The 17,123-nt window shown below is 65.9% G+C and carries 13 protein-coding genes; 4 read left to right on the top strand and 9 right to left on the bottom strand.

Annotated features, from left to right (window positions below; genetic code table 11):
• The first annotated feature begins 133 nt into the window (after positions 1–133).
• The 3 genes from F0185_RS01480 to F0185_RS01470 are packed head-to-tail and all read left to right on the top strand — an operon-like array spanning position 134 to position 6,358.
• A complete protein-coding gene (locus F0185_RS01480) occupies positions 134–2,440 on the top strand; it encodes an amylo-alpha-1,6-glucosidase (protein WP_167220919.1) in 2,307 nt (768 codons plus the stop codon).
• Complete coding sequence (locus F0185_RS01475; protein WP_167220917.1) at positions 2,440–5,286, top strand: esterase; 2,847 nt, start codon at positions 2,440–2,442, stop codon at positions 5,284–5,286. Before F0185_RS01480 ends, F0185_RS01475 begins: the two co-directional genes overlap by 1 nt.
• 13 nt (positions 5,287–5,299) lie before the next feature.
• Positions 5,300–6,358, top strand: coding sequence for an alpha/beta hydrolase (locus F0185_RS01470; RefSeq protein WP_167220916.1), 1,059 nt, complete (start codon positions 5,300–5,302; stop codon positions 6,356–6,358).
• Between the two features lie 5 nt (positions 6,359–6,363).
• Here F0185_RS01470 and F0185_RS01465 read toward each other — a convergent pair whose 3' ends face one another.
• The 9 genes from F0185_RS01465 to F0185_RS01425 form a co-directional block, all read right to left on the bottom strand.
• Positions 6,364–7,881 (bottom strand): ATP-binding response regulator, encoded by a 1,518-nt coding sequence (locus F0185_RS01465; RefSeq protein WP_167220914.1) that lies wholly within the window; start codon positions 7,879–7,881, stop codon positions 6,364–6,366.
• Positions 7,882–7,889: 8 nt separating this feature from the next.
• Positions 7,890–9,281, bottom strand: a complete 1,392-nt coding sequence (locus F0185_RS01460) for an ATP-binding protein (protein WP_167220912.1) — start codon at positions 9,279–9,281, stop codon at positions 7,890–7,892.
• Complete coding sequence (locus F0185_RS01455; protein ID WP_308622604.1) at positions 9,281–10,297, bottom strand: ATP-binding protein; 1,017 nt, start codon at positions 10,295–10,297, stop codon at positions 9,281–9,283. Before F0185_RS01455 ends, F0185_RS01460 begins: the two co-directional genes overlap by 1 nt.
• Complete coding sequence (locus F0185_RS01450) at positions 10,294–10,710, bottom strand: anti-sigma regulatory factor (protein WP_370663956.1); 417 nt, start codon at positions 10,708–10,710, stop codon at positions 10,294–10,296. The genes F0185_RS01455 and F0185_RS01450 overlap by 4 nt, the downstream gene beginning before the upstream one ends.
• A 28-nt stretch (positions 10,711–10,738) precedes the next feature.
• The gene (locus F0185_RS01445) at positions 10,739–11,095 is read right to left on the bottom strand and encodes an STAS domain-containing protein (RefSeq protein ID WP_166893867.1); all 357 of its coding nucleotides are present in this window, start codon (positions 11,093–11,095) and stop codon (positions 10,739–10,741) included.
• Between the two features lie 2 nt (positions 11,096–11,097).
• A complete protein-coding gene (locus F0185_RS01440; protein WP_167220906.1) occupies positions 11,098–11,964 on the bottom strand; it encodes an STAS domain-containing protein in 867 nt (288 codons plus the stop codon).
• Between the two features lie 442 nt (positions 11,965–12,406).
• Positions 12,407–14,128 carry a methyl-accepting chemotaxis protein gene (locus tag F0185_RS01435; protein WP_167220904.1) on the bottom strand — a complete coding sequence of 574 codons (1,722 nt, stop codon included), beginning with the start codon at positions 14,126–14,128 and terminating at the stop codon, positions 12,407–12,409.
• A gap of 122 nt (positions 14,129–14,250) precedes the next feature.
• The gene (locus F0185_RS01430; RefSeq protein WP_187362409.1) at positions 14,251–14,772 is read right to left on the bottom strand and encodes a GNAT family N-acetyltransferase; all 522 of its coding nucleotides are present in this window, start codon (positions 14,770–14,772) and stop codon (positions 14,251–14,253) included.
• A 16-nt stretch (positions 14,773–14,788) separates the two neighbouring features.
• On the bottom strand, positions 14,789–16,063 hold the full coding sequence (locus F0185_RS01425) for an amidohydrolase family protein (protein ID WP_167220902.1): 1,275 nt from the start codon (positions 16,061–16,063) through the stop codon (positions 14,789–14,791).
• A 229-nt stretch (positions 16,064–16,292) separates the two neighbouring features.
• Here F0185_RS01425 and F0185_RS01420 point away from each other — a divergent pair, with 229 nt between their 5' ends.
• Positions 16,293–17,078 carry a phasin family protein gene (locus tag F0185_RS01420; RefSeq protein WP_167220900.1) on the top strand — a complete coding sequence of 262 codons (786 nt, stop codon included), beginning with the start codon at positions 16,293–16,295 and terminating at the stop codon, positions 17,076–17,078.
• Positions 17,079–17,123 lie beyond the last annotated feature (45 nt).

The following is a 17,123-nucleotide window of genomic DNA, read 5'->3' as shown; positions in this document are numbered from 1 at the left end:
AAACAGGCAGCACGCTAGTGCCGCAGCGGCCGGTTTGATAGGCATCGTCATCTGTAGTATCCTTTATCGATAACAAGGCAATGTAGCCATACTACGAGATGCCGGCCCGCTCGGTACAGATCCTGGAGATTGAATGAAGTACCTGATCACCCTGGCGGCGGCCATGACCATGCCGCTCGCCGCCGTCGCCGGCAAACCTGGCGTGGACGCCTTTTTCGACGCGATGGCGATCAGCGTGCCGCCTGGCCAGCAATCGCAGTTCGTCGTCGGCGACAACCTGGCCGGCTACTTCGAGGGCTACACGCAGAGCCATGACAGGGGCGCCGGCTACACCATCAAGAACGCGTCGGTGTACGAAGGCTACGCCACGTTCGTGGACGGCGCGGCCAACGAACGCACGCGCTCGAACGAACAGGTCCTGCCCTACGGCCACCGCGTGCGCCACGCCGGCGGCGCCCTTGAAGAAATGGCGCTGCTGTCGAAAAAGCACGCGCTCGCGATCCGCCTGACCAATCCGGCCGACGCCATATTGACTGTGCAAACCCTGTTCAAGGATCCGGGCGCCGTGCGCCGCGACGGCGACGTGGTGCTGATTGCGCCATCCGGCGGCGCCAAGCTGTTTACCGCCATCGCCGCCGACCAGCCCTTCATGCTGGGCGACGCGCTCACGCTGCGCAGCGCGCACGCCGTGCGCAGCATGACCGTGGTGGTCGCCTTTGGCGACAGCGCCGCCCAGGCCGGCGAGCGCGCGCAGGCGCTGGCCAAGGCCGACCCCATCGGCGCCGAACGCAAAGCGCTGTACGACGCCCTGACCAAAAGCTATCTCGCCACCAGCGACCTTGAGTACAACAAGGCGCTGAACTGGGCCAAGGCCGCCAGCCGCATGTTCGTGGTGGAGGAATTCGGCACCGGCATCTGGGCTGGCCTGCCCTGGTTCCGCGACAACTGGGGCCGCGACACCTTCATCGCCCTGCCCGGCACCCTGCTGGTATCGGGCCAGTTCGACGACGCCAAAGCCGTGCTGTCGAATTTTGCGCGCTACCAGAACCTGCGCGAACCGCGCGACAAGGAATACGGCCGCATTCCCAACCGCGTGTCGGCCAGCGACAAGACCATTTACAACACCGTCGACGGCACGCCGTGGATGCTGCGCGAAGCCTTCGAATATATCCAGTACACCGGCGACAAAGCCTTTGCGCGCCAGATGTACCAGCTGGCCCTGCCCTACTTCGACGGCGCCATCGCCAACTACGCCGACCAGGATGGCCTGCTGGCGCACGATTCGGCCGACACCTGGATGGACGCGCGCATCGACAACCAGGACCCATGGTCGGCCCGTGGCCCGCGCGCCGTCGAAATCCAGGCCCTGTGGCACACGGCGCTCAAGACCGGCGCTTACCTCGCAAGCGACGCCGGCGACGCCGCCCGGGCGCGCCAGTGGAACGCGCTGGCCGACAAGGCGCGCCGCAGCTTCCTCGCGCTGTACTGGGACGGCAGTGTCATGGCCGACCGCTTGCGCGACGACGCCAGCCGCGACACCAAGGTCCGTCCCAACCAGCTGATGCTGGTGTCGATTCCGTTCGACGACTTCATTCCACCCAAGGTGCAGGCGCGCGTGACGCGCAATGCGGTGTCCGAGCTGCTCTACCCCTACGGTATCGCCTCGCTGAGCCAGAACGATCCCTACTTCCATCCGCGCCACCAAAACCCGGACTTCCACCACAAGGACGCCGCTTACCACCAGGGCACCATCTGGGGCTGGAACGCCGGCTTCACCGTCACGGCCCTGAACAAGTTCGGCTACCAGGACCTGGCATGGACGTTAAGCCAGAACCTGGGCCGGCAAATCCTCGGCCTGGGAACGCTGGGAAACATGAGCGAACTGCTCGACGCCCTGCCCGGCGACGACGGCAAGCTCACCCCATCGGGCACCTACGCGCAGTCGTGGAGCGTGGCCGAATACGCGCGCAACGGCTACCAGGACTACGTGGGCTTCCGGCCACGCCTGCTCGACAACACACTTGCATTCACGCCCGCCATTCCCGCCGCATGGAGCGCGTTTTACGCGGTCCTGCCGTTCGGCGCGGGCGAGAACATCGAGGTCGATTTCCGCCGCGCGGGCAAACAGCAGCAGTGGCAGCTGCGGCTGGCCGGCGCCACCAGGCGCAAGGTCGTCTTCAGCATGCTAAGCGCCGACAAGAGCCGTTCGCAGCTTGCGTTCGAACTCGCACCCGGCAAACCCGCAACGTTGGTAACCGGCGGAGGCAAGGCCAGCATCGATGGCAAGCCGCTTGCGCTGCGTGCGCACCAGGCCAGCTACGCCGCCGACATCGGCGAACTGGTTTTCCAGACGCCCAGGCGGTACCGCGCCGGAGACTTCCCCATGCTCCGATCGAAGGACGCCTTGAAAGGCATCGTCGAGCGCAAGGAATACCGCTGATGTTCGCCGCCTCCCACCTGCTGGCCGCAGCGGCCCTGTTCCCGGCCAGCGCCGCCGGCATCGCCGACAGCGGCCCGCTGGCCGCGCCGATGTACCTGCGCGGCGGCTTCAATGGCTGGGGCATCGACCACCCGCTGGCCTACAAAGGCAAAGGCGTGTACGAAGCCGACATCCTGGTCAGCCCCGGCTACCACGGCTTCAAAGTCGGCAGCAAGGACTGGTCGGCCGAATGGGTGATCGACCCGGCCGCCAGCGTCACCGTGGCCGCCGGCGCCAGCTACCGGATGCGGACCCAGTCCGGTCCCGAGGACTACCTGTTCGTCAAACAGACCTCCACCTGGCGCTTTTCTGTCGACGCCTCCAACCCAGCAGCGCCGTTGCTGCGGGTGGCGCAAATGAGCATCCCGTCCGCCAGCAGGCAAGACCCGCACCAGGGCCACGCGGTCAGCGTCAGCCGGGAGTACGGCAGCCACACGGTGCGCTGGTCGACGCCTGATGCCGGGGCAAAGCTGCGCAGCTATACCCAATCGAGCACCATGCCGCTGCGCGACCCCGGCCCGCAATCGACAACGTACCAGGAAGCCGCGAACACGCCGACGGTGCGCAGCGGCAGCCTGGCGTTCGACGCGCTGTTTGCGCTGACGGCGGGCGAAATGAAACAGAATGCCGTCGCGCAGATCAAGGACGGCAACTACAACGGCGCGGCCGCCATCGACTGCGACTGTTTCGAAACCGGCGAGAAGTGGCATTACGTCTGGACGCGCGACCTGTCGTACGCCGCCGACCTGGGGCTGGCGATGCTCGACCCGGAACGGGTGCGCAATTCGCTCGACTTCAAATTGTCCGGCTACCGCGCCGGCATCGAGCGCGCCCCGCAGGTGGCGGGCAGCGCCGACGGCCTGCAGATCGTCCAGGATACCGGCAGCGGCGGCAGTTGGCCGGTCAGTACCGACCGCGTGGCCTGGGTGCTGGGCGCGCAAGCGGCCCTGAACAACCTGGCGCCGGCCGAGCGCGCGCCGTTCGCCGCACGCGCCTTGCGGGCGCTGGTCAACACGCTCGACAACGACCGGCTGGCCGCCTTCGATGCCGCTTCCGGCCTGTACATGGGCGAGCAATCCTTTCTCGACTGGCGCGACCAGAGCTACGCCGCCTGGATCGTGGGCGACCTGGCGTCGCTCGCCAGTTCCAAGGCACTGTCCACCAACGTGCTGCACTACCAAGCCTTGACCCTGGCCGCGTCGCTCGCGCATGACAGCGGCGACGCCATGCGCTCGACCAAATACGCCGGCTGGGCCGCCGCGCTCAAACGCAGCATCAACCAGCGCTTCTGGCTGGAAGACGCCGGCATGTACAGCAGCTTGACCGCGCCCCACTTCGACGGGGCGCCGCTGCATAAATTCGACTGGCTCGGGCAAGCGCTGGCGATCGTCACCGGCGTGGCCGACGGCGAACGCGCGCACCGCATCCTGGCCAGCTATCCGCACGGCCCGATGGGCGCGCCGGTCATCTACCCGCAGCAGCAGGGCATGCCGGTGTATCACAACCGCGCGATCTGGCCCTTCGTGACCGCGTACGGCCTCAGGGCGGCCGCCATGCACGCCAACGTCAGCGTGGCCGACGCCGCGTACGACACCTTGATGCGCGGCGCCGCGCTGAACCTGTCGAACATGGAGAACCTGGAATGGATTACCGGCCAGCCGCTCCTGCTCGACGAACAACGGCCGGCCCTGATCGGCCCTGTCATCAACTCCAGGCGCCAGCTGTGGTCCGTCGGCGGCTACCTCGGCATGGTGATCGGGAACGTGTTCGGCATCGAGGTGACAGACAGCGGCATCGACGTTCGCCCTTTCATCACCAGCAAACTGCGGCGCGAGGTGTTCGGCGCGAGCAGGACCATCACCCTCGACAACCTGGCTGTGCGCGGAAAGCGCATCAACGTGCGCATCGCGCTGCCCGATGCGACGAACGACAGCGGCTGGTTCCCGGTCGAATCGATCGCCGTCGGTGGCCAGCGCATGGCACAGTCGATCGCCTGGCGCCAGTTGCCGGACAACGCAAGCATCGATATCACGCTCGGCGCACTGCAAAGAGGCGAGCGGCAAATACGCCGCGTCGATGCCGCCCAATACGCCGAGGGGCCGGACGTATTCGGTCCGCGTGAACCGGCCATTGCCGGCATCACGAAACCGGGGACGCTGCGGATCGACGCCGGCGGCAATGGCGCCGGCGTCGTGTACAACGTCTACCGCGATGGCAAGCTGATTGCCGCCAGGGTCGCCGCCGGCGCCTGGACCGACCGCGCCGCGCCCACGGCCGCGTGCTACGCCATCGAAGCGCAGTTTTCCGCATCGGGCAACCGCAGCCACCACAGCGTGCCGCGCTGCACCGGCACGGCGATCGACATCGCGCCGGCGCTCGACGGCGTGGCGCAGCCGCACATCAAGGACTGGGGCAAGCCGGGCGAGCGCCTGCGCTTCGGCGCCGTGAACGTGGTGCAGGGCGGCGAGTACGGCGTGCAGGTGCGCTACCATAACCGCGCCAACCAGATTAACCTCGGTATCAGCGGCGGCGTAAAATGGCTGGCCCTGAAAGACGCATCCGGCCGCATCGCGGCGCAGGGCGTGGTGCAGCTGCCGCACGCGCGCATCGACCAGGCCGGCGCGCCGCTGGTGATGTCGACCCCGTTGATCGCCCGCCTCAAGCCCGGCCGCTACGCGCTGGAGATGAGCGACTTCTATAATATGAGCTACCTGCAAAGTAACAGCACCTTCAGCGCGGCCGGCGGCGCCGACGGTCCGTCCAACAAGTTCGATGTGCATGGCGCGCGCCTGCTGCGCCTGAAGTAAAAGGGAAGATGCAATGACACTGGCACGACTCACGCTTGCCGCGGCAAGCATGCTGCCGCTGGCCGCCAACGCCACCACGGTGCGCGTCCATTACGACAGCCCCAAAGGCGGTCTCGCCATCCGTGGCGACAAGGGGCCGATGTCATGGTCCAAAGGCGCCGACGCCAACAGCGGCGATGGCAAGGTCTGGACCTACACCTGGCCGGACGAACTGGGCGAGGTGCTCATGAAACCGGCCCTCGGCGACGACAAGGTGGCCATCGGGGGCGCCTACAGGCTCGCCGCCGGCAGCACGCGCGACATCTATCCCTTCTTCGGCGCGCCCTTCGGCAAAGTGAAGATCATCCCCGACTTCGCCTCGCCGCAGCTCAAGAACAGCCGCAAGCTGCGCATCTACCTGCCGCCGAGCTACGACGAGAACCGCGCCAAGCGTTATCCGGTGCTGTACATGCACGACGGCCAGAACCTGTTCGACGCCAGGACGGCCGCCTTCGGCGTCGAATGGGGCATCGATGAAACGGTCAACCGGCTGGTGGCCACCGGCGTGATGGAAGAGATCATCGTGGTCGGCATCGACAACACGCCCGCGCGCGTGGACGAATACACGCCCTGCTGCGACCCGCAGTACGGCGGCGGCCAGCTCGACACCTACCAGCGCTTCGTGCTCGACACGGTCAAGCCGTACATCGACAGCACGCTGCGCACCCTGTCCGGCAAGGAATCGACCGCCATCATGGGCTCGTCGCTGGGCGGCATCGCCTCGGTCTCGATTGCGCAGAAAAATGCGGCGGTGTTCTCGAAAGCGGCGTCGCTATCGGGCTCGTTCTGGTGGAACAAAGAGGCGCTGGTGACAACGCTGCCGCCACGCCTGCCGGTGAAGTTTTATCTCGACGCCGGAACGGTGAAGGATGGCCTGGAAGAGACCATCAAGATGCGCGACGCCCTGCAAAAGCAAGGCTACCGGCAAGATGCCGACCTGTTTTACCACGTCGCCGAAGGCGCCACCCACAACGAAAAGTCGTGGGCCGCGCGCGTCGACAAACCGCTGGCGTGGTTCTTCCCCTGGCAGTAACCGAGTTAGCGCTTGCGGCGCTGCAGGTCGAGCGACGTGACCTTGGCAAAATCGATCGGCTTGACGATATGGTCGTCGAAGCCGGCCTCCATGGCCTGCTCGCGGTCGCGCGCCTGGCCGTAGCCGGTCAGCGCAACGAGCACCGCATCGTCCATGGTGGGCAGCTCGCGCATTTTGGCCGCCACTTCGTAGCCGCTCATGTCGGGCAGGCCGATATCGAGGAACACGTACGTCGGCTTGAACTCCGCCGCGCGATCGAGCGCCTGCTGTCCGTTGTAAGCGACCTTCACATCGTGGCCGCCGATGCCGAGCAGCTCGGCCAGCATGTCGGCCGCATCGACATTATCGTCCACCACCAGGATGCGCGTGGCGGCGGCATCGGCGCCCGCCACGTTTGCGCCAGCGGCGCCGCTGCCGATGGCGTCGATCGGCAGGCGCACCTCGAATACGCTGCCCTGGTCCACGCCGGGGCTCGACGCGCTCACTGTCCCGTGATGCAGGGTCACCAGCGTGCGCACCAGCGACAGGCCGATGCCCAGGCCGTCCTGCACCCGGTCGGGCGTAAAGCCATCTTGCGCGAACAGGTCGAAAATGTAATCGAGCTTGCCGGCGGCGATGCCGATGCCGTTGTCCGCCACGCGAATCAGGATCTCCTGCCCCGTCACTTCAGCCGTGAGCGTGACGACCCCGCCCGGCGGCGTGAACTTGAACGCGTTATGCAGCAGGTTGCCGACGATTTGCGCCAGCCGCACATGGTCGCCGCTGAGCCACACTTCATGCGCCGGCAGCGCCACTTCCAGGCGCTGGTTGCGGCTCTCGGCGATGTGCGCCACCGACTCGCGCGCGCTGCCGATGAACGTTTTCAGCTCCACCCGCTCTTCGTGCAGCGTGATCTTGCCTTTTGAAATACGGGCCACGTCGAGCAGGTCTTCGACCAGCCGCACCAGGTGGCCGGTGTGGCGCAGGATGGTCTGGCGCGCCTTGTCCTGGCGTTCCGGCACGTTCGGGTCGAGACGGCACAAAAGCTCGACCGCGTTGCGGATCGGTCCCAGGGGATTGCGCAGTTCATGCGCCAGCGTGGCCAGGAATTCATCCTTGCGACGGTCCACGTCGCGCAACTCGCGCTCGACCTGGCCCAGGCGCAGCAGCGCCTTGACGTTGGCGACCAGTTCTTCCGGTTCGATCGGCTCGAACAGGTAGTTGTCGGCGCCGCCTTCGAGCGCGCGGATCTTGTCGGCCACGCCGATGTACGACGCCGACGTTTGCAGCACCAGCACGGGGCGGGTGTCGGGATCGTCCTTGAGCAGGCGGCACACTTCGAAGCCGTTAATGTCGGGCAGCTTGACGTCGAGCAGGACCAGGTCCGGCTTGTCTTCGCGCGTGCGCAGCAGGGCCGAGGTGCCGTCGGTGGCCTCGATCACCCGGAAACCGGCACGCGTGAGAATGCGCGACTTGGCGTAGCGTGCCCCTTCGCTGTCGTCGACGTTGAGGATCAATGAACCGGCAAATGGAATGGACTGCATGGTGGACCTCAATCCGGATTATGTAAATATGACGTTACCGGGGCGTCGTCCCGGTCCGCCATGGGCGTGAGCGGGACCGACACCCAGAATACCGAACCGGCGCCCGCCACGCTGTCGACGCCCACCGCCCCGCCCAGCAGGTCGGCCAGCTTGCGGCACAGCGGCAAGCCGAGACCGGTGCCCTTGACGCGCGTCTGCAAGCGGTTTTCGATCTGGCTGAATTCCTCGAAGATGAACGCCTGGTCGCAGGCGGCGATTCCCAGGCCGGTATCGGCCACGCTGAAGTGCATCATACCCTGCTCCGGCAGCAAGGCCGCACGGACCGCGATGTCGCCCTGCTCGGTGTACTTGATCGCATTCGAAATGAAGTTGCGCAGTATTTGCGCCAGCTTGCTCTGGTCGCTGCACAGCGCCAGCCCGGCCGGGGGTTCATGAAAGGTCAGCGCCACGGCCGAACCGCCCAACAAGGGCCGCAGCAGGCCGCGCAAGGTGCTGAACATGTCGGCCACCATGAAGCGCTCGGGCCGCACATCGACCTTGCCCGCTTCGATCTTGGCCAGGTCGAGCAGGTCGTCGACCATCTCGTTGAGGGCGATCGTCCCTTGCAGGATGAACCGGACCTGCTTTTCCTGCTCTTCCGACAGCTCGCCGTCGGCGCGCGCCAGCAGCAGCTTGGACAGCGCCCGGATGGAGCTGAGCGGCGTGCGGAATTCGTGGCTCATGTTCGACAGGAAGCGCGACTTGGCCTGGTCGGCGCGGCGCAGGTGCTCGGCCTTCTCGTCGAGCTCCGCGTACAGCACCTTGACGGCGCGGTTGTTCTCTTCGAGCTCGCGCGTGAGGGCCAGCAGTTCTTCCTGGCGCGCCTTGAGCTCATCGAGAGTGCCGAGCAGTTCCTGGTTCTGCTGCTGCACTTCGCCCAGCATCGAATCGGGCGCCAGCGCGTTGAGGTGGGCGCACATGTCGCCCACCATGCGCGCCGTCATGCGCGGCGCATCGGCGGCAAAGCGCTTTTGCAGCACGATCCTGGTGCCGCTGCCGGGCGCGGAGCGGATCTCGCACAGGTCCATCAGGCGGCGCGCGCCCAGGATGCCCAGGCCCATGCCGGTGGCCGACTGGTAGCCCCCGGACAGCACCAAATCCAGGTCGGCGATGCCGGGACCCTGGTCGTCGATGCGGATCTGCAGCGCCTGGGCGCCGTCGGTATCTTCGATCGAAAACTCGACCCTGCCGCCGTGCGCATAATTGAAGACGTTACGGGCCAGTTCCGACACCGACGTCGCAATGCGCACCTGATCCTGCATGGCGAAGCCGCACAGCACCGCGATCTCGCGCGCGCGCTGGCGCGCCCCGACCACATCGAGCTCGGTGCCGATGGCGATCTTGAGAATCCGCAGCGACATTACGCCAGCTCCCGCTCACGCACTACCAGCACGCTGGCGTCATCGCGCTGGCGCGCAAAATCGCGGTACAGCACCGCCGCGATCAGGCCCGGATGGCGGAATACCAGGCCGGGATAGGCATCGAGGTCCCAGCGCGTTCCCAGGCCGTCCGAATGCATGATCAGCATGGCGCCGGGCGCCCAGGGATGGCTGAACTTCTGTACCTTGCGCAGGTTGCTGCCGACGATGCCGTTGTGCGACATCAGGTGGCGGCGCGCCGCGCCGTCGAAAATGCAGCCGGCGATATTGCCGATGCCCGCAAACGTCAGCTCGCCGGCATCGCAATCGATGGCCGCAATCGCCACCGCCGCGCCACGGGTGCCGCGCAGCGCGCCGTGCGCCAGCTGCATCAGTTCCGACACGCCCACGGCGGGACGGTCGGCCACCAGCGCGACCGCCGCTTCCGAAGCGGCGGCCGCCTCCGGACCGTGGCCCAGGCCATCGGCCATGCCGACCGTCAGGCCCCAGCTGGCGAGGCCCACGTCCCAGGCGTCGCCGCAGACTTCCTCGCTGGGGATCGGCAGGCAGACCGCGCCCACTTCCCAGTCCGACACCGGCGCACCGGCCGCGCCGCTCCATACGGTCATGAACAGCACCGTGCCCTGGCCTTCGAGCGAATAGATATCGAATTCCGGCGCCAGGCGGCCAATGGCGCCCAGGCCCACGCCGTAGGTGCCGGTGGTGGAATTGCCGTCTTCCATGCGCAGCGCCACGTTGGCCATGCCGGGACCGCGATCGAGCGCGATCACTTCGACCCCGGCGCGCTCGCCCGCATGCAGCGCGCGCAGCAAAATCTCGCCTTCGCCGGCGTGCTTGACGATGTTGGTGGCCGCCTCGGTGATCACGATAGCCAACTGGCCGGCGCGCGTCTCGTCAAAGCCGAGCTGGCGCGCCAGCGTATTGCCGGCGCGGCGCGCCGCTGCGATCTCGCTCGATTCACCCACATGAAAGGTCGCCTGCCTGCCTAATCTGTTCAAAACAACTTCCATTTCGCGATGGTGACGGTGGTGCCTTTGCCTGGCGCGCTGTCGAGAATAAAGTCGTCGGCCAGGCGGCGCGCCCCGGACAGGCCCAGGCCCATCCCGCCGCCGCTGGTATAGCCGTCGGTGAGGGCCAGGTCGATATCGGCGATGCCGGGACCTTCATCGATGAAGCTGACCTGGATGCCGCGCTTGCCGCCGCGCTCGACCAGTTCGAGTTCGGCGCGCCCGCCGCCGCCGTAGCGCAGCGTATTGCGCGCCAGTTCGCTGGCGGCGGTGACCATCTTGGTTTGTTCGATCAACGAAAACTTGAGCGCGACCATTTCGTCGCGCACCAGCTTGCGCAGGCGGACCACGTCTTCATCGGTGATCAGCACTGCGTGGACCAGGCCTTCGGCGGCGGCGCTCACGGCGCGCTCCGCCGCTGTACCACGGCGGTCATTCCCGTTCCTGCTGCAGCAGGGCCAGTCCGCGTTCCACATTCAGTGCGGTGCTCACGCCTTCGAGCGTCAAGCCCAGTTCCACCAGCGTGATCGCCACGGCCGGCTGCATCCCCACCAGCACCGTGCGGGCGTCGAGAATGCGGGCCATGGCCGCCGTATGGCTGATCATGCGGCCGATGAAGGAGTCGACGATGTCGAGCGCCGAAATATCGATCAGCACGCCGGTCGCGCGGTCCTTGACGATGCGCGCGGTCAGGTCGTCCTGCAGGGTCATGGCCAGGCGATCGTGCATGTCGACCTGGATCGTCACCAGCAGCAGACGGCCCATTTTCAGGATCGGTATGCGTTCCATGCTTAGCGCGCGTTGTGCGGATGGGTGATGGTCGAACCGGTGCGCTTGAGCGCGACCACGAAAGCGTCCGCCAGGGTGGCCTTGGTGACCACGTCTTCCAGGTTCACGCCCAGGTGCACGATGGTCTGTGCGATCTGCGGGCGGATGCCGCTGATGATGCAGTCGGCGCCCATCAGGCGCGCGGCCGCGATGGTTTTCAGCAGGTGCTGGGCCACCAGGGTGTCCACGGTCGGCACGCCGGTGATGTCGATGATCGCGATCGAAGCGCCGGTATCGACGATTTTCTGCAGCAGGTTTTCCATCACCACCTGGGTGCGGGCGCTGTCGAGGGTGCCGATCAGCGGCAGGGCCAGCACGCCGTCCCACAACTGCACGACGGGGGTGGACAGCTCCAGCAGTTCCTGCTGCTGGCGCAGGATGACCTGCTCGCGCGCCTTCTGGTACACCTCGATGGTAAACAGGCCGAGGCGGTCGAACAGCGCGCTGGTGGTGGCGGTTTCCTCGACCAGCCGGATCGGATTGTCGGCCAGCGCGGTGCGCAGGTAGGCGAACAGCGGCTCTTTGAGGGCGAAGATGAAGCTGGCCGTCTCGATCGACGAGAAGCCCTGGCGCACGCGCGCCTGCGAGATCTCGGTGAGCATGTGGCGGGTATCGTCCCAGGCCGCGCCTTCGATATCGGTGGTGGCGCCGCGTTCGAGGGCGCGCACCAGCAGGGGCAGGAAACGGGTGGCTTGCTGGCGCAGTTCGGCCTCGGCGTTCTTATCGCGGCGAATCATACGCGTCATCAATCCCGACAGCCACACTTCCAGCAGCTCATGTTCGAACTGCGTAATAATCAGGGCTAACTGGGTGCTTTTGTCGTTGCTCATTGGATCCTTAGGGATAGTTCGGCTGAGATTGGGAAGGCATAGGCGGACCGGTCCCGGTCACGGCGATACCCCTGATATTATATAGATAGTCGACAACGTCCCGTGCACAATTAGTAAACCATGCGTAAACACAATACTCTCCACCAGCGGGGGTAGGAAGCCTGATTCCCCGAAGCGCGGCAAACGCCTACAACCGGGGTCAGAGCTTTATCTAGAAACATTTCCTCGTCCTGGCCAGCGTTGAACCCAAGATCGTCAAAAAGCGCGACATCCGGCCATTTTTTGTATAAAAGCGACACCTTCACGGATGGCTGACGTAAAAAAACCGGGAATCTTCCCGGTTTTTTGAAACTATTTCGTGAAATGTTTCAAGTTAAAGCTCTGACCCCGGTTGGGGCTCCATGAAATGTTTCAAGTTAAAGCTCTGACCCCAGTTGGGGGCTCAGAATTCTTCCCATTCCTTGTCGCCAGCGGCAACCGGGCGCGCCGGGGCGGCTTTGGCTTTGCCGGGCGCCAGCCGCACCGCCCCCGCGCGGGCCGCCGGGGCCGCCCGTTGCTGCGTGGTGCGCGCCGCCGGGGCCGCCGTCACGTGCTTGTTGCTGATCTTGAACACGCTGACCGCTTCGGCCAGGCTGGCCGCCTGCTGCTTCATCGCTTCGGCCGCCGCCGCCGCTTCTTCAACCAGCGCCGCGTTCTGCTGCGTGACCGTGTCCATCTGCGTGATCGCATCGTTGATCTGGTCGATCCCCACGTTCTGCTCGCCACTGGCGACGGCAATCTCGCCGATGATCGCCGTCACCCGCTGTACGCTGGCAACGACTTCGTTCATCGTGTTGCCCGCCTGCCCCACCAGCTTGCTGCCGGTTTCGACCTTGTCGACCGAGTCGCCGATCAGGGCCTTGATTTCCTTGGCCGCCGCCGCCGAACGCTGGGCCAGGTTGCGCACTTCGGACGCCACCACCGCGAAGCCGCGTCCCTGCTCGCCCGCCCGCGCCGCTTCCACCGCGGCGTTCAGGGCCAGAATATTGGTCTGGAAGGCAATCCCGTCGATCACGCCGATGATGTCCACGATCTTGCGCGACGATTCGTTGATCGAGCCCATGGTGTGGATCATCTGCGCCACCGCGTCGCCGCCGCGCACCGCCACCGTCGAGGCGTCGCTGGCCAGCTTGCTGGCCTGGCTGGCGTTCTCGCCGTTCTGTTTCACGGTCGAGGTCAGTTCTTCCATGGCCGAGGCCGTCTCTTCAAGCGAACTGGCCTGCTCTTCGGTGCGCGCCGACAAATCCAGGTTGCCGTCGGCGATCTCGCTCGATGCGCTGGCAATCGCATCGGTGCCGGCACGCACCTTGCCGACGATCTCGGCCAGGCTGTCGTGCATGTCCTTGAGCGACTTGAGCAGCATGCCGATTTCATCGCTGCCGCGCGCTTCGATCGAGGTCGACAAGTCGCCGCTGGCGACGATGCGGGCGATATTGACCGCTTCATTCAAGGGCCCGGTAATGCTGCGCACCAGCCACACCATGATCACCGCGCCCACCACCACCGTCACCAGCACGATCACCAGCAGTTCGATGCTGGCCGCGCGTTCGGCGGCGGCCTGCTCCTTGATCATGGCCGCCGTCAGCGCCCGCGTTTCAGTGCTGATATAGCTGACGATGGCGTCGATCTTCTGGGTTGGCTCGCGGTCCATGCCCTTGACCAGGTTGTCGATGTTTTTGTAGCTGTCCGGATTGGCGCCATCGAACTTTTGCAGCGCGCCCAGATAGTTTTTTCCCAGTTCGCCGGTGGCGCGGATGGCGTCGTCAACCAGCGGTGTTTTCAGCCCCAGCTCGCCGAGCAGGGAATTGACCTTGGCCAGTTCGGCCCGGGTGGTCTCGCCGCTCTTGCGGAACGAGGCGCTGTATTTTTCGAGCTGGGCCGCGTCCGAACCGCGCAGCAGGATATTTTTCCATTCCTGCACCTGGATCTTGAATTCGACCTGGGCGCCGCGCGCCGTGTCGACCGCTTCGGTGAGCTTGGCGGCGCGCTGCATCGCCAGCGCACTCTTGGCGTTGGCGCCGGACAGCGCCGTCCAGGCGCCTATGCCCACCAACAATAATGCGGCAAAAAAGAAAGCGCCGAGCGCACCGAGGCGCACGGCAATTCGGAGGTTGGCGAGTTTCATGGGCTCTCTCGGCTGGTTGGGGGACTTGCCGCAGCGCCTGTAAAGACGCTTGCTTTGCCAACCAATCATGCACTTATGAAAGATAAAAAGAAATGCGTTTCAGTTAACTGACAACAAGTATTTCAGGCAGTTGCACACAGTTGCATCGCATACAGCCGGGTGCCGGGGTCTTCCTGTGTAAGGTGGACAATCTTGTCAAAACGCAGGCCAAGTTTTTCGAGCAGGGCGCCGGACGCCGTGTTGTGCGGCGAGGTGATCGCCAGCAGGCGCGCCAGTCCCAGGCGCTCGCGCGCGTACCCGACCACGGCGCGGGCCGCCTCGACCGCATAGCCCTGGCCGCGCCAGGCCGGCAGGAAGGCGTAGCCGAGGTCGACCTCGGGCAAGGTGTCGCGCTTGATCAGGCCGCACATGCCGATCGGCGCGCCGCTCTCCTTGTGCGCCACCAGCCAGATGGCGTGGCCCAGCGCGGCCTGCATGCGCACCGGCCCATTGTCGATGTGCGTGCGCGCCGCGTCCAGCGTGCGGATGCCGCGGTCGCCGATGTGGAGCAGGAAATCGGGATCGTTGACCAGCTCCAGGTAGAACGGCGCATCGGCCGCTTCCACGGTGCGCAGCACCAGGCGCGCGGTGTCGAGGATCTTCATCAGGGCGCTCCGAGGCTCAGCGCCCGAGGCGAAAATTCGTGCCGGCCGGGCGTCCCGGCAGGTGCAGGGTCGCTTGCGCGCGCGGCGCCTCGCTCACCACCACGCCGCGCCGGATCACCATGCGCCGCGCCGCCCGCAGGCGGATCGCTTCGACCGTGCTGGCGGCGTCGAGCAGCACCAGGTCGGCGTGGCAGCCGGGCGCAATCCCGTAACCTTCCAGCCCGAGAATGCGGGCCGGGACCTCGGTCACCGCCAGGAAGCACTGGTGCATCGCCTCCTGCCCCGTCATCTGCGCCACGTGCAGGCCCATGTGCGCCACTTCCAGCATGTCGCCCGAGCCCAGGCTGTACCACGGGTCCATCACGCAGTCGTGGCCAAAGGCGACCTGCACGCCGGCGGCGATCAGCTCCGGCACGCGCGTCATGCCGCGCCGCTTGGGGTAGCTGTCGTGCCGTCCCTGCAGGGTGATGTTGATCAGCGGGTTGGCGATCGCCGCCACGCCCGCCTCGCGGATCAATGGCAGCAGCTTGCTCACATAGTAGTTGTCCATCGAGTGCATCGAGGTCAGGTGCGAGCCGGCCACCCTGCCCTGCAGGCCGAGGCGCTGCGTTTCGAACGCCAGCGTTTCGATATGGCGCGACATGGGGTCGTCCGATTCGTCGCAGTGCATGTCCACCCGCAGCCCCTGCCCGGCCGCATACTCGCACAGCAGGCGCACCGAGGCCGCCCCCTCGCTCATGGTGCGCTCGAAATGGGGAATCCCGCCCACCACGTCCACCCCCATCCCGATGGCGCGCTTGAGGTTGTCGAAAGCGGTGGCGCTGCGCAAAATCCCGTCTTGCGGAAACGCGACCAGTTGCAGGTCGAGATAAGGCGCCACCCGGCGCCGCACTTCCAGCAGCGCTTCCACCGCCAGCAGGCGATCGTCGCAAATGTCCACGTGCGAGCGAATCGCCAGCAGGCCGCGCGCCACCGCCCAGTCGCAGTACTGCATGGCGCGTTCGATCAGCGCGTCCTGGGTCAGGCCGGGTTTCAGCTCGCCCCACAGCGCGATCCCTTCGAGCAGGGTGCCCGACCGGTTCACGCGCGGCAGGCCGTAACTCAAGGTGGCGTCCATGTGGAAGTGGGCGTCGACGAAGGGCGGCGTCACCAGGTCGCCGCCGGCGTCGATCTCGCGCGCGCCGCGCACCGCCAGGCCGGGACCGACGGCGGCGATGAGCCCGTTCTCGACCGCGATATCGATCTGGAGGCGCCCGTCGGGCAGGCTGGCGTTGCGAAGTACGAGATCCATCGGGGACTCCTTGGGAACGGCGTTAGCGGGCCTGCTGATTGTAGCGAATCGGGCCCGACTTGGGGCGCGCGGACGCGTGTTTGTCATGCTGTCGTCATGCCAATAAGATAAATGCTGCATTGCAAGATATTTTCGTGAGCACAGTTGAAAAATTGCTTTTCAAGGCTGGCAATCATGGATAGACTTAGCAATATTGCAGCGCGTCATAAAACACTTCCAAGGAACCCCAATGAGCAACCTTCCAGAACAGTTTTCCGCAGCACGCAAAGCCCAGCTCGAAGCCCAACTCGACGCTTTCCGCCATTTTTCCGGCAAAGCGGTAGAAAATACCGAGAAGCTGATTGCCCTGAACCTGAAAACGACGCGCGCCAGCGTCGAAAAATCGACGGCCGCCATCCAGCAGTTGCTGACCGCCAAGGACCCGCGCGACCTGTTTGCGCTCACCGCGCACAGCCGCGACGGTTTCGACACCCTGCTCGCCTACAGCCGCGCCCTGTTCGGCATCGCCGGCAGCGCGCGCGTGAATGCGCCCGGCTCGTCCATCTTGTCGGCCCTGGCCGCGCCAGCCTCAGTGCGCGAATCGGCCAACGACGAAGCGCATGGCGCCGACGACGAGGACTACAGCGAAGATTACGACGAACAAGCCGACGACGCCAGCCAATCCGAATCCGCATCCGCGCGCGGCGTCGCGCCGGATTCGCACGATTCGCACGATTCGCATGACGTGCGCGACGAGCCGATCATCGTCAGCCTGCGCGCGGCCGACGAACCCGAGGCCGATCCCTTGCCGCTGGCCGAGGCCACGCCGATCGCGCGCGCCGCCGCCAGCGTGGCCGCCAGCGCCGTGCACGACACGCCTGCCGCCGCGCCCCTGGCGGCCGACGACGCCATCCAGATCGACGTCTCCGGCATCAAGCCGGTCGACGCCACGCCGCCGACGGGCACCTATCCGGGCAAGCCGGGCAGCGGCAAACTGGGCGAATCGTCCACCTCGAAAGGCGCGCGCAGGAAGTGACGGTAGTGCCCCAGGAGTCTGCGCGGCAGACTCCTGGCACGGGCG

The sequence above is a fragment of the Massilia rubra genome (assembly GCF_011682065.1).
Taxonomy (GTDB): domain Bacteria; phylum Pseudomonadota; class Gammaproteobacteria; order Burkholderiales; family Burkholderiaceae_D; genus Telluria_A; species Telluria_A rubra.
Note: the sequence above shows the minus strand (reverse complement) of the source record. Positions and strands in the feature narration are given on the sequence as shown.